We start from the raw sequence: 21,429 nt of genomic DNA on the forward strand, positions 1-21,429 counted from the left end.
CGGTGTGGGACTGCGACGGTTCGTCGTCGGACCGCTCGACACGAACGCGTGGCTCGTCTCGGACACCGCGGGCGGCCCGCTCGTGGTGATCGACCCGGCCCACGACGCGCGGACGCTTCTCGCGGCGGTCGGCGTAAGGCCGGTCGCGGCCGTCGTCCTCACGCACGGGCACTTCGACCACCTCGCCGCCGCGCGCGAGGTCCTCGCCGCGACGGGCGCGCCTCTGCTCGTCCACTCATCGGACGCGGACTCCATCACCACCGCCGACGGCACGGGCGGGACGCTCTTCGGCTTCGACGATTCCGCGCCGCCCGCCGATCGCACGCTCGCCGAGGGAGATACCGTGGAGGCGGGCGCGCTGCGCCTCGTCGTGTTCCACACGCCGGGGCACACGCCGGGCAGCATCTGCCTCTACGTACAGGAGCAGGACGGCGGCGAGCTGTTCGCCGGAGACACCCTCTTCGCCGGGAGCGTCGGCCGCACCGACTTCGCCGGCGGCGATCTCCTCGCGATGCGCGCCTCCGTCGCTCGACTCTCCGGTCTGCCGGACTCTGTCCGCGTGCACCCCGGGCACGGTCCCGACACATCGATCGGCCGCGAGCGGAGGGTGAACCCCTTCTTCCCGAGGGCGTGAATCGCGCGCGTGGCACCGTGCGCGACCATGCCGTATAGTCGGGAAGCCCCGTAGATCCGCGAGCCGGAGGCCACGATCCTCATGGAGTACCGCGCCCCCAAAGGCACCGCCGATATGCTGCCCGACACCGCTCGCGCATGGGAGCATCTGCAGCGGGTCGCCCAGGATCTCTTCGCGCTCTACGGCTACGAGCCCGTCTACACGCCCCTGTTCGAGCACACCGAGATCTTCGTGCGCGGGATCGGCGAGGCCACCGACATCGTCGGCAAGGAGATGTACACCTTCGAGGACAAGGGCGGGCGCTCGCTGACCCTGCGTCCCGAGGCCACCGCGTCCGTCGTCCGCGCCGCTCTCGAGCACGGGCTCACGTCGAACGGGCGGGGCGCCAAGGTCTACTACGCGGGACCGATGTTCCGCTACGAGCGTCCGCAGAAGGGCCGCATGCGGCAGTTCTGGCAGATCGGTGTCGAGGCCCTCGGGATGGCCGAGCCGACCGCGGATGCCGAGGTGGTGGCCCTACTCGTGCGCTACTTCGAGACACTGGGCGTACCAGGCGAGAGGATGCGCCTTCTCGTGAACTCGATGGGCGACGAGGCGTGCCGTCCCGCGTACCGTGACGAGATCCGCGCGTTCATCCTCTCGAACTCCGACGGCCTGTGCGAGGAGTGCCACAGACGTGCGGAGACGAATCCCCTGCGCGCTTTCGACTGCAAGGTCCCGGAGTGCGTGGCGATCATGGCGAAGGCGCCGCTGCTGCGGGAGCGCCTGTGCGAGGACTGCGCGGCACACTATGCGGCCTTCAAGGGACATCTCGACGCGCTCGGGATCCTCTACGAGGAGGATTCGACGCTCGTGCGCGGTCTCGACTACTACACCCGCACCGTCTTCGAGGTGCAGGCCGAGGGGCTCGGCTCGCAGAACGCCATCGGCGGAGGCGGCCGGTACGATCGCCTGATGGAGGCGTACGGCGGCGCCCCGACTCCGGGGCTCGGCTTCGCGCTCGGTTTCGAACGCACACTCCTCGCCATGCAGGCGGCGGGCGTCGAGACGCCCGGCCATCCGGTCGCCGAGGTCTTCGTCGCCAGGGTCGACGCCTCCGTCGCCGGCGAGGTCTTCCGGTTCACGCAAGAGCTTCGGGAGGCCGGCATCGCCGCCGAGGCGGACCACCAGGCGCGCAGCCTGAAGAGCCAGTTCAAGATCGCCGATCGTCTCGGCGCGCGGTTCGTCTTGGTGATCGGACCCGACGAACTCGCCGCGGGGAAGTTCACGCTGCGCGACATGGGTACGAAGGACGAGGCGCCCGTCGCGATAGCCGACGCCGTGGCCGCGGTGGGAGCCGCTCTCGGCAGGTAGGCCGCGTACGCGTTCGACGTCGTCGGGAGGTCTCGAGAGGTGTTTCCGCGTGTCATCATCTACGACGCCGTTTCTCTGGACGGTCGCGTCGAGGGTTTCGACGCCGACATCGGACGTTTCTACGAGCTGTCGCGCGCGTTCGGGGAGGACGCTATCCTCGCCGGCGCGGACACGATGCTGGCGGGCGGCCCCGAAGTGCCCCTCGACGGTCCCGAGATCCCCAAGTACGCGGTCGGTCGCAAGCGCGGCCCGTTGCTGGCGATCGTGGACTCGCGCGGTCGCGTCCGCTTCTGGGATTGGCTGCGCGAGCAGGAGTTCTGGGGGGAGCCGGTGGCTCTGGCGAGCGTATCGACCCCGGCCACGCACCTTGCGCACCTGTCTGCTCGCCGTGTCCCGTACCTAGTGGCGGGGACCGATCGTGTCGATCTGAGCGCCGCTCTGGCGTGGCTGGCCGCGGAGTACGGTGTCCGGACCGTACGTGTCGAATCGGGGGGAGCCCTCAACAGCGCGCTTCTCGACGCCGGGCTGGTGAGCGAGGTGTCGTTGCTCGTGCATCCCGCGATCGCCGACGGCGATGCTCTCTCGTTCGTCCGGGCCCCGCTGCCCGACGGGACGCGGCTCGAGGCGACGCACTGCGAGGAGGTCGCGGGCGGACTCGTGTGGCTCCGCTATCGCGTGCTGGGTCCGAGTGACTAGACCCGCCTTCGCGTATACTTCTCGGGTCCAGGTACCGACCGACGGAAAGGCCTGACGCCATGTTCGACGCCCGCTACTCGATACGGACCCACACCTGCGGCGCGTTGCGTCCGGAGCACGTCGGCGCGGAGGTCGTACTCGCTGGATGGGTCCATCGCCGTCGCGACCATGGCGGTCTCGTCTTCATCGACGTCCGCGACCGTTCGGGCCTGGTGCAGTGCGTCTTCGATCCGGACGCATCGGGTGCGGCGTTCGCGGTCGCCGAGCGGGTCCGTCCGGAGTGGGTCCTCAAGGTGACGGGGACGGTCCGTCCCAGGCCTTCAGGGACGGTCAACCCGAACCTGGCCACCGGCGAGATCGAGGTCGCCGTCACCGCCGTCGAGGTGCTCAACGCGTCCGAGACGCCGCCGTTCGAGGTCGAAGCCGGTGTGGAGACCGACGAGGTCACCCGCATGCGCTATCGCTACGTCGACCTGCGCCGCCCCGAGGTGCTCGCCGCGCTCACACTGCGCGACAGGGTGACCCAGCGGTTCCGGCGCTCGCTCGAGCATCGCGGATTCATGGAGGTGGAGACGCCGATACTGACGAAGTCGACCCCCGAGGGCGCGCGCGACTTCATAGTGCCGAGCAGGATGAGCCCGGGCAGGTTCTACGCTCTGCCGCAATCGCCCCAGCTCTTCAAGCAGCTCCTGATGATCGGCGGGGTCGAGCGCTACTACCAGATCGCCCGCTGCTTCCGCGACGAGGACCTGCGCGCCGACCGGCAGCCGGAGTTCACGCAGGTCGACATCGAACTCTCCTTCTGCACGCAGGAGGACATCCTCTCGCTGATGGAAGAGGTCATGCGCGAGGTCATGGCGGAGGCCGGGGTCGAGCTCCCGGTCCCGCTGGCGCGCGTGACGTACGCCGACTCGATGGCCCGTTTCGGCTCCGACCGTCCAGACACCCGGTTCGGGATGGAACTCGTCGAGCTCTCGGACGTCTTCGGCTCGTCCGGTTTCAAGGTCTTCTCGGGCGCGCTTGCCGCCGGAGGCTTGGTCAAGGGCATCAACGCGAAAGGCGCGGGCGACCTCAGCCGGGGGAGGATCGACGCTCTCGACCAGGCCGCTCGTGATGCCGGGGCGAAAGGGCTGGCGTGGGTCGCGTTCACCAGCGACGGAGAGGTCAAGAGCCCCATAGCGAAGTTCCTCTCCGAGGAGGAGATGTCGGGTCTGCGCGCCGCACTCGCTATCGAGCCCGGCGATCTCGCGCTCGTCGTGGCGGACGCGAGAGAAGTCGCCGAGACGGTCCTCGGCGAGCTGCGCCTGCGGCTCGCGGACGAGCTCGCCGTCGCCAGGTCGGGCTTCGCCGCTCTCTGGGTCGTCGACTTCCCGCTGCTGAAGTGGGACGCGGACGACGAGCGCTGGACCGCCAACCACCATCCCTTCACGCGGCCGTTCGACGAGCACGTCGGGATGCTGGAGGAGAGGTCCGGCGAGGTGCTCAGCTACTCGTACGACCTCGTGCTCAACGGGCTCGAGATCGGCGGCGGCACGCTGCGCGTCCACGACGCGGCGCTCCAGCGCCGCATCCTCGCGCTCATGGGCACGAGTGATGAGGACGCGCAGGAGAAGTTCGGCTTCCTGCTCGAGGCCCTCTCTCTCGGAGCGCCGCCGCACGGCGGCATCGCTCTCGGTCTCGACAGGCTCGTGATGCTGCTCGCGGGCGCGGCTTCCATCCGTGATGTCATCGCGTTCCCCAAGACCTCTTCGGGGGCCTGTCCACTCACGGGCGCTCCGGAGACGGTGAGCCGTCGGCAGCTTGCGGACGTCCACATCAAGACGGACTGAGTACCCGCCTTCGTTGTGCCTGGTCGAGCGCGGCGGTACTATTGTGGTGGCTCTGCCTTGCCGATGCCTTCGGCCGCATATCGGTCGAACCAACACCATGTGATCGGGAGCCTTACAAGCCTGGCGGAATGGTATCCCCCTCGCCGGGGAAGCACGAAGCCGGGATGCGGACACCCACCTGCTGAGGGCAGGTTCACCCGGGTCGGAGACACGGCAAGGCGGGCTGCACCTCCCGACGTCACTGGAGGAAGGCCGATATGCGCAGACTCGTCGCAGCACTCGTCATAGTCACGGTCGCGTTCTCCCTCGCGGGTTGCGGCGGCAAGGCCGCCGAGACCGCGGCCCCCGCTCCGGACGCGGCTGCAGCCGCGGCGCCCCCTCCGGCCGCAGCCGCAGCGGCTCCCGTCGCCGATGACTCGCCGACCGAGGTCGTCGACCTCGCCCTGTTCCCGGTCGACAAGGCGATCACGCCCGAGTCGATAACGAACCGGCTCGAGATGCGCCAGCCGATGGTGCTCTACTTCTACGACCCGCTGCAGTCCGACACGAACGACGTCAGGGTGGAGATCGACGCGGCGCTCAAGAAGTACCGCGGTCTCATCGACCTGCTCACCTTCGACGTGGGCGCCCGCTTGAGGTCGGGCGGCGCGAGCGACGCCGCCGCCGCGAAGACTGCGCTCATGACAGACCAGCTGCGCGTCTCGTACACCCCGTACATCATCATGGTCGACCGCAACGGGTTCATGGTCTGGCGCGGCAGGGGGTTCTTCGACCGCGGCATCCTCGAGCGCGAGGTGCTCCGGGCGACCGAGTGACCCCGATGGACGACCTTTTCTCCGAGAGCGCGCGCGAGGCCCTGCGCGCGGGCGCGCCGCTGGCGGTCCGCATGCGTCCGCGCACGCTAGACGAGTTCGTGGGGCAGGAGAGAGCGGTCGGTCCCGGCACCTGGCTGCGACGCGCGATCACGGACGACACGCTCACGTCGCTCATCCTCTACGGGCCCGCGGGTACCGGGAAGACGAGTCTCGCGATGGTCGTGGCGAACCTGACGAAGTCCCACGTCGCGGAGGTGTCCGCCGTCTGTGGAGGTGTGGCGGAGCTGCGCAAGGCCATCGACGAAGCCATGCGCCGGCTCGGCGAGACCGGTCAGCGGACCATCCTGTTCGTCGACGAGATCCACCGCTTCTCCCGAAGCCAGCAGGACGCGCTTCTCCATGCCGTCGAGGACCGCGTCGTGACCCTCGTGGGCGCGACGACCGAGAATCCTTTCTTCGAGGTGAACGCTCCTCTCATCTCCCGGTCGCGCGTCGTCGAGCTCGTCGCGCTGACCGACGAAGACGTCCTGGAGATCGTCAGGCGCGCTCTCGGAGACGAGGAGCGGGGACTCGCGGGCAGGGTCGTCCTCGAGCCGGACGCCGAGGACCGCGTCGTGCTCACCGCCGGCGGGGACGCGCGCGCCGTCCTCACGACGCTCGAGCTCGCCGTGACCGGAGGCGAGAAGCTCCAGGACGGTCGCACGCGGGTGGATCTCGCCGCGGTCGAGACGGCCGTCCCGACGAGGGCGCTCTCGTACGACAAGACGGGAGACACCCACTACGACGTCGTCTCGGCATTCATAAAGTCGATGAGAGGCTCTGACCCGGACGCCGCGGTGTACTGGCTCGCCAGGATGGTCCACGGAGGCGAGGACCCGCGTTTCATCGCGCGCCGGATGCTCATCTTCGCCGCCGAGGATGTCGGGAACGCCGATCCGCAAGCGGTACTGGTCGCACACGCGGCCGTGAAGGCCGCCGAGTTCATCGGATGGCCAGAGTGCCGTATCAACCTGTCGCAGGCCGTCGTCTATCTCTCGCTCGCGCCCAAGAGCAACGCCTCGTACCGTGCGATCGACGCGGCGCTGGCCGAGGTGCGCGAAGGTCCCGCTCGCGGGGTCCCGAACCACCTGCGCGACCGGCATCGGCCCTGCGCGCAGGAGTATCCCGCGTACAGGTATCCGCCTGGCGATCCGGACCGCGCCGCCGGTCAGCGCTACCTTCCGGACGGGCTCGAGCGGGGGCGTTTCTGGGAGCCCGGCGCCGGCGGGTGGGAGGCCGAGCGCGAGCGGGAGCGCCGGGCCGGAGAGCCGAAGCCCGACCGTAAGGAGACACGATGACCCTCCAGCAGGTCCTGACGTTGACGCTCACCGCCGCGGCGATCGCGCTATGCGGCCTCGCGGTGTGGGCCCTGGCCGCCGTCGCGCGCGCCGCGCGCGCCATCGAGCGTCTCGCCGCCGATACGGGCGACCGGCTTCCGCCGCTGCTCGACGAGGCGAGGGCGACTCTCGCCGCTCTCGACGCCGGCATCGCGCGCGTCGACACGATCGTCGAGCGCGTGGACGAGGTCACCGAGCGGATGGGCTCCGCGACGCGGGTCGCCGAGACCGCGGTCGGCGCCCGGATCGCCGGGTTCGCCGCCTTCGTGGACAGGGTCCGCCGGTCCGCCCGCTCGCGGCGCGGCTAGCCGCCTTCGGGCACGACGAGCGCCAGCCGCTATACTGGAAGAGCCGACCGTCCCCGGCGATCCGGAGGAGACATGCCGACCGACCGAGTGATGCTCACCGTCCCAGCGAGGGGCGAGTTCGCGAGGACCGTCCGTATGACCGCATCGGAGGTCGTGAGCCGTCGTGGCGCGTCCTACGACGACGTGGACGATGTGAGGATGGCGGCGGACGAGGCGTTCGTTCTCGCGTGCGCCCGCCTGCAGCCCGATTCCAGTCTCACGTTCACCTTCGACATCGACGAGGGGACCCTGGTCTGCGTCGTCGGCCCGATGCCCTGCGGCGACGGCGGCGCTCTCGAGGACGAAGGTGGCAGGTACGCGGAGTTCATCCTCGAGTCGGTCTGCGATGAGTTCGGATGCGTCGTCGAGGGCGACGTGTCCTACCTGCGTCTCGTCAAGCGGATCGGCTAGGCGGGCGGCGATGGGGCCACGCTCCACACAGAAAGGGTCGCGTCGGCTCGTCTGGGACAAGAAGCGGACGCGCGACCTGTTCAAACACTACCGGGAACACCACGACGAAGCCTCGCGCGACGAGCTCATCACGATGTACCTCAACCTGGTGAAGTTCCTCGCGAGCCGTTTCCGGAACCGGGGCGAGCCGATCGACGACCTCATCCAGGTAGGCACCATCGGCCTCATCAAGGCGATCGACCGCTTCGACACGGAGCGCGAGGTCGAGTTCACGACCTACGCGACACCCACCATCATCGGCGAGCTGAAGCGCTACTTCCGCGACAAGGGCTGGGCGATCAAGGTGCCGCGCCGGCTCCAGGAGCTGTCCTTCCGCGTCAACCAGGCGGTCGACCGGCTCACGCAGATGCAGCAGCGCTCGCCGACGATCCTCGAGATCGCGGACCATCTGGGAGTGACTCCAGAGGAGGTCCTCGAGGCGATGGAGACGAGCGAAGCGTACAACTTCGTCTCATTGGAGAGCGACCGCAACGCGGACGGCTCCGACTCCTTCAGCATCCTTGAGTACATCGGTAAGGACGACCAGTTCATGTCGGTCGTCGACGATCGGACGACGCTCGCGCGCGCGCTCAAGCACCTCGCGCCGCAGGAGCAGCACGTCCTCTACCTGAGGTTCTTCCAGGGGCTCACTCAGACCGAGATCGCCCGAAGGCTGGAGATATCGCAGATGCAGGTCTCGAGACTCTTGCGCAAGACCCTGCGCGTGCTCCGGGACCACCTGCTCCACGAGGAGGAGTGACGATGGACCCGCGTCCTTCCCGCGAGGCGACATGGCGTCGGATCGGCGTCGTGAGCTGGTCGCTCATAGGCGTGGCCGTGCTCGGGCTCGGAGTCCTCTGGCTGCTCGACCGGCTCCGCCACGCCCTCGTGCCGTTCCTTCTCGCGCTCGTCATCGTCTACTTGCTGCGAAGGAGCGTCTCCAAGCTCGCGACGAGGGGTCTGCCTCGGGCGCTCGCGGTGCTCGTGTGCTACCTGGGCGCGGCAGCGATCGTCGCGGTGCTCGCGGTGTTCATCGTCCCGCTCGTCGTGGAACAGGTCACGGGATTCGTCTCGGCGTTCCCGCAGTATTACGATCGCGCGTACGGTCTTTGGGCGGACCTCGGCAAGCGCTACGTGGCGCTGTCGCTGCCCGCGTGGGCGGAGCGTCTCGGGCTCGAGGCGCGGGCCGTCGTCAGCCAGCGGTTCATGGGATGGTCGAGCTCGCTCGCGCGCGGAGCGTTCGCGGCTGGCGGACAGGTCGTCACTCTCCTCTTCGACGGTCTGCTCGCGCTCGTGCTCGCGTTCTACACGTTGAAGGACCTGCCCGTGCTGCGCGAGGAGATCCTCTCGCTGGCCGGCCCGCACGGACGCGACGAGGCGCAGGTCGTCTTCAGCAAGGTCTCGGCGGCGCTCAGCGGCTATCTGCGAGGACAGATCATCATCTCCGCGTCGACCGGCGCTCTCTCCGCCGTCGCGCTCAGCATAGTCGGCGTCCCGTACGCGCTCGTGATAGGGTTGCTCAACGGCGTGCTCAACGTCGTTCCCTACGCCGGTCCGGCGCTGGGCGCCACGATCGCGGCCATCGCCGCCGCGTTCGTGCATCCTCTCCTCGCGGTCTGGGCGGTCCTGGCGATCTTCGTCGTCCAGCAGGTCAACGACCTGATCCTCGCTCCGCGCATCATGTCGCGCCAAGTCGACCTCCATCCGCTGCTCGTGGTATTCTCACTCCTCGCCGGAGCGACCCTGTTCGGGTTCGTCGGCGTCCTGATGGCGATCCCGGTCGCGGCCGTCGCGAAGGGCATGTTCGTCTACTACTTCGAGAAGAACACGGCGGCGACGCTAGGCACCGAGGACGGCGCTCTCTTCCGGCAGGTGAAGGACGACGGGCGCCCCGACGACGACCCCTCGTCAGACGAGACGTGACCCGAAGGAGAGCCGCGTGAAGTCCGCCGAGATCCGAGAGAGCTTCCTCACGTACTTCGAGTCGAAGGGCGCTCGGCGCGTCGCGAGCTCCTCTCTCGTGCCCGACGATCCATCGCTGCTCCTCACCACCGCGGGGATGGTCCAGTTCAAGCCCGTCTTCCTCGGGATCGAGAAGCGGGATTACACGCGTGCGACTACCGTGCAGAAGTGCGTGCGGACGACCGACATCGACATCATCGGGACGACCGGCCGCCACCACTCCTTCTTCGAGATGCTCGGCAACTTCAGCTTCGGGGACTACTTCAAGTCCGAGGCCTGCGCGTGGGCGTACGAGTACTCCGTCTCGGTGCTCGGACTCGACCCCGGTCGCCTGTGGTACTCGATCTACGAGGACGACGATGAGGCGGAGCGGATATGGGCCGAGGAGGTCGGCGTCCCGCGCGATCGCATCGTGCGTATGGGGGCGAAGGACAACTTCTGGTCGGCCGGGCCCACCGGTCCGTGCGGTCCGTGCTCGGAGCTCTACTACGACCAGGGGCCCGAGGTGGGCTGCGGGAGTGCCGAGTGCGCGCCGGGATGCGACTGCGACCGGTTCCTCGAGTACTGGAACCTCGTCTTCATGCAGTACGACCGCAAGGAGGACGGCTCCCTTGAGCCGCTGCCGAAACAGAACATCGATACCGGCATGGGCCTCGAGCGCATCGCCACCATCCTCCAGGGCGTGCACAGCAACTTCGAGACGGACATCCTCCGCTCGATCATGACGGTCGCCGAGAGCGTCACCGGAGCGAAGTACGGTTCGAGCGGAGAGCGCATCGATACCTCTTTGCGCATCCTCGCCGACCACGCGCGTTCGGTCGCGTTCCTCATCGCCGACGGTGTCCTGCCGGGCAACGAGGGTCGCGGCTACGTCCTGCGGCGCCTTCTGCGCCGCGCGGTGCGCCACGGGCGGCTGCTCGGCGTGGAGACTCCGTTCCTCGGCCTGCTGGTGGACGCGGTCGTCGAAGGGATGGGCGGCGCCTACCCGGAGATCGTCGAGCATCACGACTTCATCCACCGCATCGTCCTCAGCGAGGAGCAGCGCTTCGGCACGACGCTGCGCTCGGGGCTCGCCTTTCTCGAGGACGCGCTCGGCTCGCGCGCTCCCGGCTCGGTCTTCGACGGCGGGACCGCGTTCGTCCTTCACGATACCTACGGGTTCCCCATCGAACTGACGGCCGAGATCGTCGCGGAGCAGGGGATGACCGTGGACATGGACGCCTTCGAGAAGGCGATGTCCGGGCAACGTGACCGCGCCCGGGCGGCCGTCAAGGACGATTCCTGGACGGCGTTCGGCAACGCCTTCGCCTCCATCTCCTCGTCCGTCCCGGGCGTGGAGTTCATGGGATACGGGGAGGACGAGACCGATTCCACCGTCGTCGGCATAGTCGTCGACGGGAACGCCGTCGAGCGTCTCGAGCCGGGTGTCACCGCCGAGGTGGTCCTCGATCGCACCCCCTTCTACGCCGAGCAGGGCGGTCAGGTCGGCGACACGGGCCGGCTGACGGCCTCCGGGACCGTATTCGAAGTGGTCGACACGCACTTCCCGCTCGTGGGGCTCACGACCCATCGGGGATCGCTCACCGAGGGATCCGTCCCGCTCATGGTCGGCGGGAGCGTCCACGCGGCGATCGACGTCGCCCGAAGGGCCCGCATAAGGCGCAATCACACCGCGACGCACCTGCTCCACTGGGCGTTGCGGCTCGTTCTCGGAGAGCACGTCCGCCAGTCGGGATCTCATGTGGCCCCCGATCGGCTCCGTTTCGACTTCACCCACTTCGAGGCGCCGACCGCCGAGCAGATCTCCAAGGTCGAGCGCATGGTGAACGCCAAGGTCATGGAGAACCATCCCGTCCGCAACTACGAGACGTCTCTCACCAGCGCGCGCGAGGCGGGGGTCACCGCGCTGTTCGGTGAGAAGTACGGCGACATCGTGCGGGTGCTCGAGGTCGGCAACTTCAGCAAGGAGCTGTGCGGCGGCACGCACGTGGCGCGCAGCACCGAGATCGGATTCGTGAGGATAGTCTCCGAGGGCAGCGTCGGGGCGAACCTGCGCCGGGTCGAGGCGGTCACCTCGTTCGGCGCTCTGGAAGCGGTCTACGAGGATGAGCGCGTGCTCGCGGAGGCCGCGGCCGCTCTCAAGTGCCGTCCCTCCGAGGTCGCGCAGCGCGCGACGGTGCTCACCGCGAAGCTGAAGGAGACGGAGCGCGGTCTGGCCGACGCGCGCCGGCGTGGGGGCTCGAGCGAGATCGAAGATCTGGTGGCGGCTGCCGCGGATGTGGGATATCCGGTCGTCGTCGCGCGCGTCGATGCCGGGGACGGCGCGGCTCTGCGCGAGATCTCCGACGCCGTGCGTGCGCGCGTCCCTGGAGGCGCGGTCGTGCTCGCGGCGGACGCGGGCGGGACGGCGCTGTTGCTGGCGGCGGGGTCCGACGAAGCCGTCCGCGCTGGGTTCGACGCCGGTGCGGTCGTGCGTGCGATGTCGCCTCACGTGGGCGGCGGCGGCGGCGGGAAGCCGGCGATGGCGCAGGCCGGCGGGAAGGACCCGTCCGGCATCGATGCGTCGCTGGCCGCGGCGCGGGCACTCCTCGGCATCGGGTGACGGTGCGACTCCTCGGTCTCGATATCGGCGAACGGCGGACCGGAGTGGCGTTGTCGGATCCCGACGGCCGGGTGGCCACACCGCTGGTCGTGCTCGACGCGAGGGGACGCCACGGGGCGGACGACGCCGTCGCGCGTCTCGTCGAGGAATACGAGGTGGGAGAGGTGGTCGTCGGTCTTCCGACGAGCATGGACGGGAACGAGGGCCCCCAGGCCGCGGCGGTTCGCGCGGTAGGGGAGAGACTGTCTCGTAGGCTGCCGTGTCCCGTCAGCTACTGGGACGAGCGTCTCTCGAGCGCGGAGGCGAGCCGCGTCATGCGTGCCGCCGGAGCGGACCCAAGGAAGGGACGGAGCGCGCGCGACATGGTCGCGGCGGCGATCATCCTGCAGGGTTTCCTCGATGCCCGCGCGAACGCCGCGAGCAGGGATGGAGGCGTGTGAGGGCGTGAGCGGACGCCACGGCATGCGGCGAGCGAGCCGTAGGACTTTGACCGGGGTCGCGGCAGGGCTCGCGGTCGCCTTCGTCGTCCTGTTCGCGGTCGCGGTCGTCTGGTGGTCCATCTTCGTCCGCGCCGCGGTCCCGGTCGATGAGGGCCGTTCCGTGGAGGTCGTCGTGCCCCATGGGGCATCGAGCGAGCGCATCGCACAGATCCTCGCCGGCGAGGGCATCGTGCGCAACGCGAACATGCTCCGCCTTCAGGCGCGCAGGCGCGGCGTCGACGGCGAGTTGAAGGCCGGGACGTACGACATGGTGACCGGGATGGGCTACACGGCCGCCATCGACGCGCTGGTGGCCGGACCGCCAGCGGTCTTCTACCGCGTCCTCATCCCCGAGGGTTTCACCATAGAGCAGATGGCGCAGCGGTTCGGCAAGGTGGCCGGTATCGACGTCGAGGAGTTCCGCCGGATCGCCAGGTCCGGCGCCGGACGGTTCGACTTCCCGTTCCTCGCCGACGACCACACCGGGTCGCTCGAGGGCTATCTCTTCCCCAAGACCTATCGCGTGAAGCAGGGCACCACGGCGGAGCAGGTGATCCGCATGATGCTCGTTCAGTTCGGCACGGAGACGTCCGGCATCGACTTGAGTTATCTCACGGGGAGCGGTCTCGACCGGCACGAGTGGGTGACGCTGGCGTCGATGGTGGAGCGCGAGGCGAAGATCGCGCGGGACAGGCCCCTCATCGCCTCGGTCATCTACAATCGTCTCCGGACCCACATGAAGCTCCAGATCGACGCCACCCTCGAATACGTCCTGCCGGGGACGAAGCCTCGCTTGAGTCTCGAGGACCTCAAGGTCGAGAGCCCGTACAACACCTACACCCACGAAGGACTGCCTCCAGGCCCGATCAGCAGCCCCGGGCTCGCATCGCTGAAGGCGGCGGCGAAGCCGGCGGAGACGGGGTATCTCTACTACGTCTTGACGAGCCGCAGCGGCGCGCATACGTTCACCACGAACGTGGCGGATTTCCTCAAAGCCAAGCGGGCGTCACGGAAGGTGGTGCCGTGATGGCGGGTGATGGAGGCGAGGCGCTCGCCGTAAGGATCGAGCGGGCGCGGAAGGAGTATCCGATCCGCATCGGGAAGCCGAAGCGCTGCGTCGTCGACGACGTCTCGCTGTCGGTGGCGGAGGGGACGATCCACGGGCTCCTCGGTCCCAACGGCGCCGGGAAGACGACGACGATCAAGATGCTCCTCGGACTCGTCATTCCGACGGCGGGCGTGTTCGAGGTCGAGGGCATCCCTTCGACCGTCCCCGTCGGGCGCGCGCGCCTGGGATTCCTTCCCGAACAGCCGTACTTCCCGCAGCAGCTCACCGCCGCAGCCGCATTGCGTCTCTACGGCCGCCTCGTGGGGCTGCGTGAAGGCGACATACGCGGTCGGACGATGGACCTGCTCGAACTCGTGGGTCTCGAAGGCAAGGAACGCGTCCAGGTCTCGAAGTTCTCGCGCGGGATGCTGCAGAGGCTCGGCGTTGCACAGGCTCTCCTGGGAGACCCGCGCGTCGTCGTCCTGGACGAGCCCGCCTCGGGTCTCGACCCGGTCGGCCAGCGAGACATGCGCAACCTCATGCTCGGCCTGCGCGAGCGGGGCGTGACGGTCCTTCTCTCGTCCCACCAGCTCTCCGAGGTGGAGGTCGTGTGCGATCGCGTGACCATCATGAATCGCGGCCGGGTCGCGGCCGAAGGCCACATCGACGACCTTCTCAACATCGCGGGGCAGACGTCGATGAGGGTGCGCGGTCTCCAGTCAGGACTGCCGGACGCGCTGGAAGGACTGGTTCGAGACGTCGCGGTCTCCGGCGCGGTATGGGTCTTCTCCGTCGCGGATGCGGATGTCCGCCGCGTCGTCGACGCGGTAGACGATGCGGGGGGCTCCATCGTTTCCGTGTCGCCCAAGCGTGAGTCGCTCGAGGACTACTTCTCGCGGCTGCTCTCGGCATCGGTCGAGGGTGGGTCGTCGTGAGGCGGGTCTACGCGATAGCGGCCGCCGTGGTCATGGACAGCGTCCGCCGCAAGATAGTGTGGGTCGTCGTCCTGTTCGGCAGCGTCATGGCGGTCGCGATCCCGTCGTTGCCGAGCTACAGCCTGGGGATCGTCCAGGCGGTCTTCCGCGAGGTGGCACTCGCGTTGAGCTACGCGGCGGCGCTGGTCGTCGCGCTGACGCTCGCGGCGAACCGCATCCCTGGTGAGATCGAGCGTCGCACGGTGTACAACGTCCTTTCGAAGAGGGTGGCCCGATCGGAGTACGTTCTCGGGACCTGGCTCGGGATCGTGGGCGTCCTGGGCGCGTGCATCGCGGCGTTCACGGTCGTCAACCAGGTCATCGGTCAGATCACGTACGGAGACGCGATGTGGCGTCTGTGGGAAGGCGCGCTCGGCGTCTGGCTCGAGACGAGCGTCGTCGCCGCATTCGCCGTCGCGGTATCGACCCTCGTCGGTCCCATCGTGGTGGTGGTGGCTTCCATCGCGTTCGTGTTCGTGGCGCACTCGCGGGCCGCGCTGCTCGGCTCCGCGGCCCCGCGCATCGCCTGGGCGCTCTTCCCGTCGCTCGACCCGCTCGACGTCATCAACCCCGTCGCACATGGGAACGGCATCTCGGCGGCGTACGCCGGCTACATGATCCTTGTCGCGATAGGGTACGCCGCGATGTTCGTGCTCCTGGGAAGCGTCGCGTTCCGGAGGCGGGACCTGTGAGTCTGCTTCGCTCCGCGCCCGCCTCGGTGGCGCTTGCGGTCGCGTTGCTCGCGGTGGCGCTCTTCGGACAGGCGCTGTCTGACGCGAACCCTCCCGCCACAGCGGTCACGGGCACCGGATACGCGCTCGGTCGCGCCAGCTTCGCGTACCTCACCGGGCTACGCACCTTCGCCGCGGCGGTGCTCTGGAACCGCGTGGACCCGGTCTACCACGAGTACTACGGGGAAGGGGCGGTCGACCGTCAGCGCTTCATGCTTCCCAATATGCGTCTCGTGACCGTGCTCGACCCGCAGTTCATCCAGGCTTACTACGTCGCGCAGTGGATCGTCGTGCGCAACGGCCGTGTCGACGAGGCGTTGAACATCTCCGAGGACAGCGTGAAGAACAACCCTCGCTCGGGACTGCTCCGCGCGTCTTTCGCTCAGATCCTCATGATCTACGCGCACAGGCCCAAGGAAGCGGTGCGCGAAGCCGACCTGGCACTCTTCCACTCCGATTGGGCGAACGGGTTCGAGCAGCACGACGGTTACGTGGTTCTACGGTCGGTCTACCGGGCCGCTGGTCGCCTCGACCGCGTTGCGTACCTGCAGACCAGTATCGACAGGCTCGACCGCGAACTCGACGGTGTGACGCCACCTGAGGGCTCCGAGGAGAGCCAGGCTGGCGAACGGGGCCACACCGATCGATGACCCGACCATAGTGACGGACCCGAGGACCGTGTGATGAAGCTGTTGAGCCCCGATCTCTACTACGCGAGCGTTCATGCGATCGATCTCGACGTCCTCGCGGCGGCCGGCGTCTCGGCGCTGCTCGTCGATCTCGACAACACGCTCCTGCCGCGCGACACGAACATCGTCTCCGACGACGCGAAGGCGTGGGCGGCGGCCGTCGCGGAGAGAGGCTTCCGGCTCTGTCTCGTCTCGAACAACTGGCACGACAGGGTCAAGACCGTCGCGGACGGGCTCGGTTGCGCGCTGGTGGACAAGGCGCTCAAGCCGCTGCCGTTCGCGTTCCGCAAGGCGCTTCGGATCCTCGGAGCGCGACCGAATGAGGCGGCGGTCATCGGAGACCAGCTCTTCACGGACATCCTCGGGGGCAGTCTGGTGGGCGTCGCCCGGACCGTGCTGGTCATGCCCCTTTCGCGCTCGGACCTCCCGCACACGCTCGCGCTTCGGTTGATGGAAGGCCGTATCCTGGCCGATAGGCAACCACTGGCGTAGACTTCACAGCGGGCGCCTCTGGACCGAGAGGAGCTGACGACCGTGGGCCTGCAGATCAACGGACGGACGAAACTGGCGGGCGTCGTGGGCTGGCCGCTCGGCCATACCCTCTCACCCGCCATGCACAATGCGGCGTACGACGCCATGCGCCTGAACTGGGTCTACCTGCCGCTGCCCGTCAAGGACGAGTCGGGCCTCATACAACTCTGCGAGGCCGCGCGCGTGCTGCCGTTCGTCGGCTTCAACGTCACCATGCCATACAAGCAGGCGATGCTCGCGCTCTGCGACGAGGTCGCGATGCTCGCGAAGCTCGCGGGCGCGGTGAACACGGTCCACTGCGTCGACGGACGGCTCATCGGCTACAACACCGACGGCAGGGGCTTCCTGGAGGCGCTCGGCTCCGAGACGGACTTCGTCTCGGAGGGGATATCGGTCGCGATGATTGGCGCCGGCGGTGCCGCGGGTGCCGCCATCGTCTCGCTCATCCTCGGGAAGGCCGCCCGCATCACCATCGTGAACCGCACGCTCGGCCGGGCCGAGAAGCTCATCGAGCGTCTCGGCGACAGGGTCCACGGGACCCAGGTCTCCGTCGCTCTGCTCGATGAGGGCGCCGCCGACGTCGTCCGGTCGGCGGACCTCGTCGTGAACGCGACTCCGGTCGGGATGAGCCGGGACGACCCGAGCCCGATACCCTCGTCGTGGCTCAGGTCCGGGCAGGTCGTCGCCGACATGGTCTACCGGCCGGAGCCGACGGCGCTGCTCCTCGATGCGGCAGCTGCCGGCGCGACGACCGTCGGCGGCATGGGCATGCTCGTCGCTCAAGGCGCGGTCGCCATCGACATCTGGAACGAGAGCGCGCAGTCCCGCACGCCGCGCGACGTCATGCGCGCCGCCGCCGCGGAGATGCTCTCCGGCTCCATCGCGACGTTCGAGGAACTCGGGATCTAGACGTGACTGCTGCGACCGGGAAGCGCCTGGGCAAGATCCTCGTGCAGGCGGGTGTCATCACCGCCGAGCAGATGCAGACCGCCCTCGACGAGGCCGGCGAAGAGCGAACCCTCACGTCGGTACTCGCGGACACGGGCGTCGTGAGCGAGAACAAGGTCGCTCAGGCTGTCGCGGAGCAGATGGGCCTGCCCTTCGTCGATCTCGGAACGTACGAGATCGATGGGAACGCGGCCACGATCCTCTCGGTCGAACTCGCCCATCGCTATACGGTGCTGCCCATTGCTTTCCAGGACGAGGAACTCGTCGTCGCGATGGCCGATCCGGCGAACATCTTCGCCATCGACGACCTGCGCATAGTCACCGGATACGAGATCCGGCCCGTGGTCTGCGCGGAGAGCGATCTTCTTGCCGCGATCGAGAAGTTCTCGGCGATGCACGAGAACGTCGACGAGATGGTCGGTGACCTCGAGGGCACGATGGGTCCGAGCGCGAGCACGACCGAAGACGATGAGGCCGAGGCGAGCGACGAGAACGCCCCGGTCGCGAAGCTCATGAACCTGATCATCACCGAGGCCATCCGCCAGGGTGCGGGCGATATCTACGTGGAGCCCCTCGAGAACGAACTGCGCGTCCGGTACCGTATCGACGGCGTCTGCCAGGAGGTCATCCGCAGCCCGAAGAAGCTCCACCGGCAACTCATCAGCCGCATCAAGATCGCATCGGGCATGGACATCGCCGAGAAGCGCATCCCGCAGGACGGCCGCTTCGGGGTCGTCCTCGACGGGAAGGCGGTCGACTTCCGCGTCGCGGTCCTGCCCGTCGTCAACGGCGAGATGTGCGTCATCCGCCTCCTGCGGCACGACTCCATCCTGCTCTCACTCGAGGACCTCGGCTTCCTCCAGCAACCCCTCGAGCGACTCATGGACGCGCTCAGCAAGCCCTACGGCGCCGTGCTCGTCACCGGGCCGACGGGCTCGGGCAAGTCGACGACGCTCTACGCGGCGATCAACAAGACGAACGATCCCAAGACGAACCTCATCACGGTCGAGGACCCGGTCGAGTATCGGCTCCAGGGGCTGTCGCAGGTACAGGTGAACGAGAAGGCGGGCCTCAGCTTCGCCGCCGCTCTCCGCTCGATCCTGCGTCAGGACCCCGACACCGTGATGATCGGCGAGATCCGCGACAAGGAGACTGGGACGATCGCCATCGAGGCCGCACTCACGGGCCATCTCGTCCTCTCGACGCTGCACACCAACGACGCTCCTTCGGCGATCACCCGGCTCACCGAGATGGGCATCGAGCCCTTCCTGACCGCTTCGGCGGTCAACTGTGTGCTCGCTCAGCGTCTCGCGAGGCGTCTGTGCTCGGAGTGCAAGGAGGCGTACGAGCCGTCCGAGGAAGCGCTGAGCCGCGTCGGGTTCCCCTTCGAGCCGGGGAAACTTCCCACGCTCTACCGCGCGAAGGGCTGCAAGAAGTGCAACGGCATCGGCTACAAGGGACGCATGGGCGTCCACGAGGTCATGGTGCTCTCGGAGACGATCGAGCGTCTCGCCGTCGAGCACGCCTCCGGCGACGAGATCGCGCGGCAGGCGCGCGAAGAGGGGATGCTCACCCTGCGCGACGACGGGTTCTCGAAGGTGCTCTTGGGTCAGACATCCATCGAGGAGATCATGCGCGTCGTCGTCTAGCAGCGCCATCGTGGCGGGTGCCGTTGTGCGCGCGCTTCACGCGTGAGAAACTGAGAAGGCTCGCCCACGACGGCGGGCCTTCGCGCCGGTGTTCGCTGCCGGTCCCGCTGGGAGGGTCACGCCAGGAGGTGGCACGCGCATGGCAGACAGCGGCATCGGGGACTACTTCATCAGTGATGTCGAGGACGATGTCTTCGAGGACGACGACCTGATCATCGCTCCGGTCGTGGTGGCGCCGGCGCCCGCGCCGGTGATCCCCATGGCGCCGGACGTGCAGGTCGCCGAGGTCGCGCCGTACCCGGCGCCGGCGACGGCGACCGCGCGGGCACCGCTGCCGGTGGAAGGAAGCCGCGAGGAACGGCTCGTCGGGTGTCTCAACGGGCTCATAGCACGTTCCGTCGAGATCCAGGCGGCCGCTCTCGTGAGCCTCGACGGCTTCACCATGGCGTCGGCTCTGCCGCCGGGGATGCAGGAGGATCGGGTCGGCGCCATGTCCGCTGCGATCCTCGGTCTCGGCGAGCGCGCCGCGGTCGAACTCGGCAAGGGCCGCCTCACGCAGGTGTTCATCGAAGGTGACGACGGGTACGTGCTGCTCGTGAACGCCGGCGTCCGCGCCGTCCTCACGGTGCTGGCCGCCCAGGACGCGAAGCTCGGGCTCGTGCTGTACGACATGAAGAGCGCCGCCGCCGAGATGGGTGAGATCCTCGGATAGCGGCGCGGCGCCGCTCGCTCGAGGGAGAAGGGTCCGTCGCCGGTGGCACTCCGGGGAAATCTGAAGGATTTCAGCCTTCCTGACGTCTTCCAGCTGGTCACATTCAGCCGGAAGAACGGGGTGCTGCGCATCCGTCGCGCCGAGACGGCGGGCAGCGTCTGGTTCCGGGAGGGCGACATCTACTTCGCGCAGTCGAACTGGCAGCGCGCCCCCCTCGGCGAGCGTCTCGTCGCCGCGAGCAGGATCACACCGCAGGCGCTCGCGCGGGGTCTCGACATCAGACGCGCCGAACCTTCCGACGGGCGGCGTCTCGGGCAGATCCTCGTGGATGAGGGCTACATAACCGAGAAGGTCCTGGAGACGTTCGTCCAGGAGCAGATACAGGACACCATCTTCGACCTGATGCGTTGGGACGAGGGCGATTTCGACTTCGAGCCTCTCGAAGCGGCATCTGAGGAGGACATCGGGCTGTCGGTCTCCATCGAGAACGTCATCATGGAGGGGAGCCGACGCCTCGAAGAGTGGACCCGCATCAAGCGAAAGGTCCCCTCCACGGAGATGGTCTTCAAGATGGCGACGGCACCGGGCGAGGGCACGTTCGAGATCTCGCTCAAGCCGGTCGAATGGAACCTCCTGCTGCGTGTCGACGGTACGCGTTCCGTCGCCGAACTGGCGACGGAGACCGGCCGCACCGATTTCGAGATAGCGCGCGTCATCTACGGGCTCTTCTCGGCGGGCCTGCTCGAGGTGCCCACCGATGACGAGGTCGAGCGGCTCCGTGCAGAGAGTGCCGAGCGCGGTCTCGGTCACTCCGACGCGTCCGCTCCAGTCGCCGTAGAGGGCGAGATGCCGGTGGAGGTCGGCTACGCGCCGGTCGTCTCGCTCCCCGAAGCTCTCGAACTCGGCGGATCCGCCCCCGAGCCCGAGATGCCGGAGTTCCTCGCCGACGACAAGGCCGTGCCTTCCGCCGAGGACATGGCGGTCTTCGAGCAGATGATGGGAGCGGTGCTCGAGCCGTCGGCGGCGGTATCCGCTCCAGCTGCCCCGGCGGCCATGCCCGCGGCGCCCGTCGAGTCCGAGGAGGCCGATGTCCCGTTCGTACCCGGCGTCTTCGAGCCGATGTCGGAATCGGGGTCGGCCGAGACCGTGGAGTCCGCGGCTCCCGCGGCTGCGCCTACTCCGGAGCTCACCGGGGACCTCGAGAAGGACATCATGGCGCTCGGTCTCGGGGAGCTTCCGGTCGAACTCGAGGCCGAGCCTGCGGATGTCGAGGCGATCGGTACCAAGGCGGCGCCGCACGAGGGTCCGGACCTCAGCGACCTGCTGACGTCGCTGTCCAAGCCGGAGAACGAGCCCACGCAGGTGATCAGTACGGACGCCTATCTCGCTGAATTCGACGGTGACGTCGGGCTCACGAGCGTGCTTGGCGACGAGCTCACCGCGCTGACCGGTGGAGGAGCGGGGCGGCCCCGGCTGCAGGCTAGCGTCAACCGGATCCCCGAGGCCACGCATGAGGGGAAGACGCTTCAGCGCGATCAGGGCGTGGACCGGGATCTGGTCATGCGGATCATCGAAGGCATCAAACAGTTGTAGTCGGACGACGG

21 protein-coding genes are annotated in these 21,429 nt (G+C 68.3%); all 21 read left to right on the plus strand.

The window, feature by feature from the left end; translation table 11 throughout:
* The first annotated feature begins 4 nt into the window (after positions 1-4).
* The 21 genes from WC971_00830 (at position 5) to WC971_00930 (ending at position 21,418) form a co-directional block, all read left to right on the plus strand.
* Positions 5-634, plus strand: a complete 630-nt coding sequence (locus WC971_00830) for an MBL fold metallo-hydrolase (protein ID MFA5843354.1) — start codon at positions 5-7, stop codon at positions 632-634.
* Positions 635-715: 81 nt separating this feature from the next.
* Positions 716-1,987 (plus strand): histidine--tRNA ligase, encoded by a 1,272-nt coding sequence (gene hisS / locus WC971_00835; GenBank protein MFA5843355.1) that lies wholly within the window; start codon positions 716-718, stop codon positions 1,985-1,987.
* A 39-nt stretch (positions 1,988-2,026) separates the two neighbouring features.
* Positions 2,027-2,683 (plus strand): dihydrofolate reductase family protein, encoded by a 657-nt coding sequence (locus tag WC971_00840; protein ID MFA5843356.1) that lies wholly within the window; start codon positions 2,027-2,029, stop codon positions 2,681-2,683.
* A 59-nt stretch (positions 2,684-2,742) separates the two neighbouring features.
* Positions 2,743-4,512 carry an aspartate--tRNA ligase gene (aspS, locus tag WC971_00845; protein ID MFA5843357.1) on the plus strand — a complete coding sequence of 590 codons (1,770 nt, stop codon included), beginning with the start codon at positions 2,743-2,745 and terminating at the stop codon, positions 4,510-4,512.
* 257 nt (positions 4,513-4,769) lie between these two features.
* Positions 4,770-5,327, plus strand: a complete 558-nt coding sequence (locus WC971_00850) for a hypothetical protein (protein ID MFA5843358.1) — start codon at positions 4,770-4,772, stop codon at positions 5,325-5,327.
* Positions 5,328-5,332: 5 nt separating this feature from the next.
* Entirely contained in the window at positions 5,333-6,664 is a 1,332-nt protein-coding gene (locus WC971_00855; protein MFA5843359.1) for a replication-associated recombination protein A, read from the plus strand.
* Entirely contained in the window at positions 6,661-7,011 is a 351-nt protein-coding gene (locus tag WC971_00860) for a hypothetical protein (protein ID MFA5843360.1), read from the plus strand. Before WC971_00855 ends, WC971_00860 begins: the two co-directional genes overlap by 4 nt.
* Positions 7,012-7,083: 72 nt before the next feature.
* Positions 7,084-7,461, plus strand: a complete 378-nt coding sequence (locus WC971_00865) for an ATP-binding protein (GenBank protein MFA5843361.1) — start codon at positions 7,084-7,086, stop codon at positions 7,459-7,461.
* A gap of 10 nt (positions 7,462-7,471) precedes the next feature.
* The gene (locus WC971_00870) at positions 7,472-8,260 is read left to right on the plus strand and encodes a SigB/SigF/SigG family RNA polymerase sigma factor (protein ID MFA5843362.1); all 789 of its coding nucleotides are present in this window, start codon (positions 7,472-7,474) and stop codon (positions 8,258-8,260) included.
* Positions 8,261-8,262: 2 nt separating this feature from the next.
* Positions 8,263-9,423: an AI-2E family transporter gene (locus WC971_00875; protein MFA5843363.1), complete on the plus strand. Its 1,161-nt coding sequence runs from the start codon at positions 8,263-8,265 to the stop codon at positions 9,421-9,423.
* A gap of 16 nt (positions 9,424-9,439) precedes the next feature.
* Positions 9,440-12,064, plus strand: coding sequence for an alanine--tRNA ligase (gene alaS, locus WC971_00880; GenBank protein MFA5843364.1), 2,625 nt, complete (start codon positions 9,440-9,442; stop codon positions 12,062-12,064).
* Positions 12,061-12,504, plus strand: a complete 444-nt coding sequence (gene ruvX, locus WC971_00885; protein ID MFA5843365.1) for a Holliday junction resolvase RuvX — start codon at positions 12,061-12,063, stop codon at positions 12,502-12,504. The genes alaS and ruvX overlap by 4 nt, the downstream gene beginning before the upstream one ends.
* A gap of 4 nt (positions 12,505-12,508) precedes the next feature.
* The gene (mltG, locus tag WC971_00890; GenBank protein MFA5843366.1) at positions 12,509-13,570 is read left to right on the plus strand and encodes an endolytic transglycosylase MltG; all 1,062 of its coding nucleotides are present in this window, start codon (positions 12,509-12,511) and stop codon (positions 13,568-13,570) included.
* Positions 13,570-14,526: an ABC transporter ATP-binding protein gene (locus WC971_00895; protein ID MFA5843367.1), complete on the plus strand. Its 957-nt coding sequence runs from the start codon at positions 13,570-13,572 to the stop codon at positions 14,524-14,526. Before mltG ends, WC971_00895 begins: the two co-directional genes overlap by 1 nt.
* Positions 14,523-15,257, plus strand: coding sequence for an ABC transporter permease subunit (locus tag WC971_00900; protein MFA5843368.1), 735 nt, complete (start codon positions 14,523-14,525; stop codon positions 15,255-15,257). The genes WC971_00895 and WC971_00900 overlap by 4 nt, the downstream gene beginning before the upstream one ends.
* Positions 15,254-15,946: a hypothetical protein gene (locus WC971_00905; protein ID MFA5843369.1), complete on the plus strand. Its 693-nt coding sequence runs from the start codon at positions 15,254-15,256 to the stop codon at positions 15,944-15,946. Before WC971_00900 ends, WC971_00905 begins: the two co-directional genes overlap by 4 nt.
* Positions 15,947-15,979: 33 nt before the next feature.
* Positions 15,980-16,477: a YqeG family HAD IIIA-type phosphatase gene (locus tag WC971_00910; protein ID MFA5843370.1), complete on the plus strand. Its 498-nt coding sequence runs from the start codon at positions 15,980-15,982 to the stop codon at positions 16,475-16,477.
* A gap of 42 nt (positions 16,478-16,519) precedes the next feature.
* Positions 16,520-17,425 (plus strand): shikimate dehydrogenase, encoded by a 906-nt coding sequence (gene aroE, locus WC971_00915; GenBank protein MFA5843371.1) that lies wholly within the window; start codon positions 16,520-16,522, stop codon positions 17,423-17,425.
* A 2-nt stretch (positions 17,426-17,427) separates the two neighbouring features.
* Positions 17,428-19,113, plus strand: a complete 1,686-nt coding sequence (locus WC971_00920; GenBank protein ID MFA5843372.1) for an ATPase, T2SS/T4P/T4SS family — start codon at positions 17,428-17,430, stop codon at positions 19,111-19,113.
* 385 nt (positions 19,114-19,498) lie between these two features.
* Positions 19,499-19,825: a roadblock/LC7 domain-containing protein gene (locus WC971_00925; protein MFA5843373.1), complete on the plus strand. Its 327-nt coding sequence runs from the start codon at positions 19,499-19,501 to the stop codon at positions 19,823-19,825.
* 42 nt (positions 19,826-19,867) lie between these two features.
* On the plus strand, positions 19,868-21,418 hold the full coding sequence (locus tag WC971_00930) for a DUF4388 domain-containing protein (GenBank protein MFA5843374.1): 1,551 nt from the start codon (positions 19,868-19,870) through the stop codon (positions 21,416-21,418).
* Positions 21,419-21,429 lie beyond the last annotated feature (11 nt).

Source organism: Coriobacteriia bacterium (assembly GCA_041658765.1).
Lineage (GTDB): Bacteria > Actinomycetota > Coriobacteriia > Anaerosomatales > JBAZZO01 > JBAZZO01.

Coding starts and splice junctions, on each gene's coding strand:
- hisS (MFA5843355.1), top strand. CDS start 716: ATGGAGTACCGCGCCCCCAAAGGCACCGCCGATATGCTGCCCGACACC.
- aspS (MFA5843357.1), top strand. CDS start 2,743: ATGTTCGACGCCCGCTACTCGATACGGACCCACACCTGCGGCGCGTTG.
- WC971_00850 (MFA5843358.1), top strand. CDS start 4,770: ATGCGCAGACTCGTCGCAGCACTCGTCATAGTCACGGTCGCGTTCTCC.
- WC971_00855 (MFA5843359.1), top strand. CDS start 5,333: ATGGACGACCTTTTCTCCGAGAGCGCGCGCGAGGCCCTGCGCGCGGGC.
- WC971_00860 (MFA5843360.1), top strand. CDS start 6,661: ATGACCCTCCAGCAGGTCCTGACGTTGACGCTCACCGCCGCGGCGATC.
- WC971_00865 (MFA5843361.1), top strand. CDS start 7,084: ATGCCGACCGACCGAGTGATGCTCACCGTCCCAGCGAGGGGCGAGTTC.
- WC971_00870 (MFA5843362.1), top strand. CDS start 7,472: ATGGGGCCACGCTCCACACAGAAAGGGTCGCGTCGGCTCGTCTGGGAC.
- WC971_00875 (MFA5843363.1), top strand. CDS start 8,263: ATGGACCCGCGTCCTTCCCGCGAGGCGACATGGCGTCGGATCGGCGTC.
- WC971_00895 (MFA5843367.1), top strand. CDS start 13,570: ATGGCGGGTGATGGAGGCGAGGCGCTCGCCGTAAGGATCGAGCGGGCG.
- WC971_00910 (MFA5843370.1), top strand. CDS start 15,980: ATGAAGCTGTTGAGCCCCGATCTCTACTACGCGAGCGTTCATGCGATC.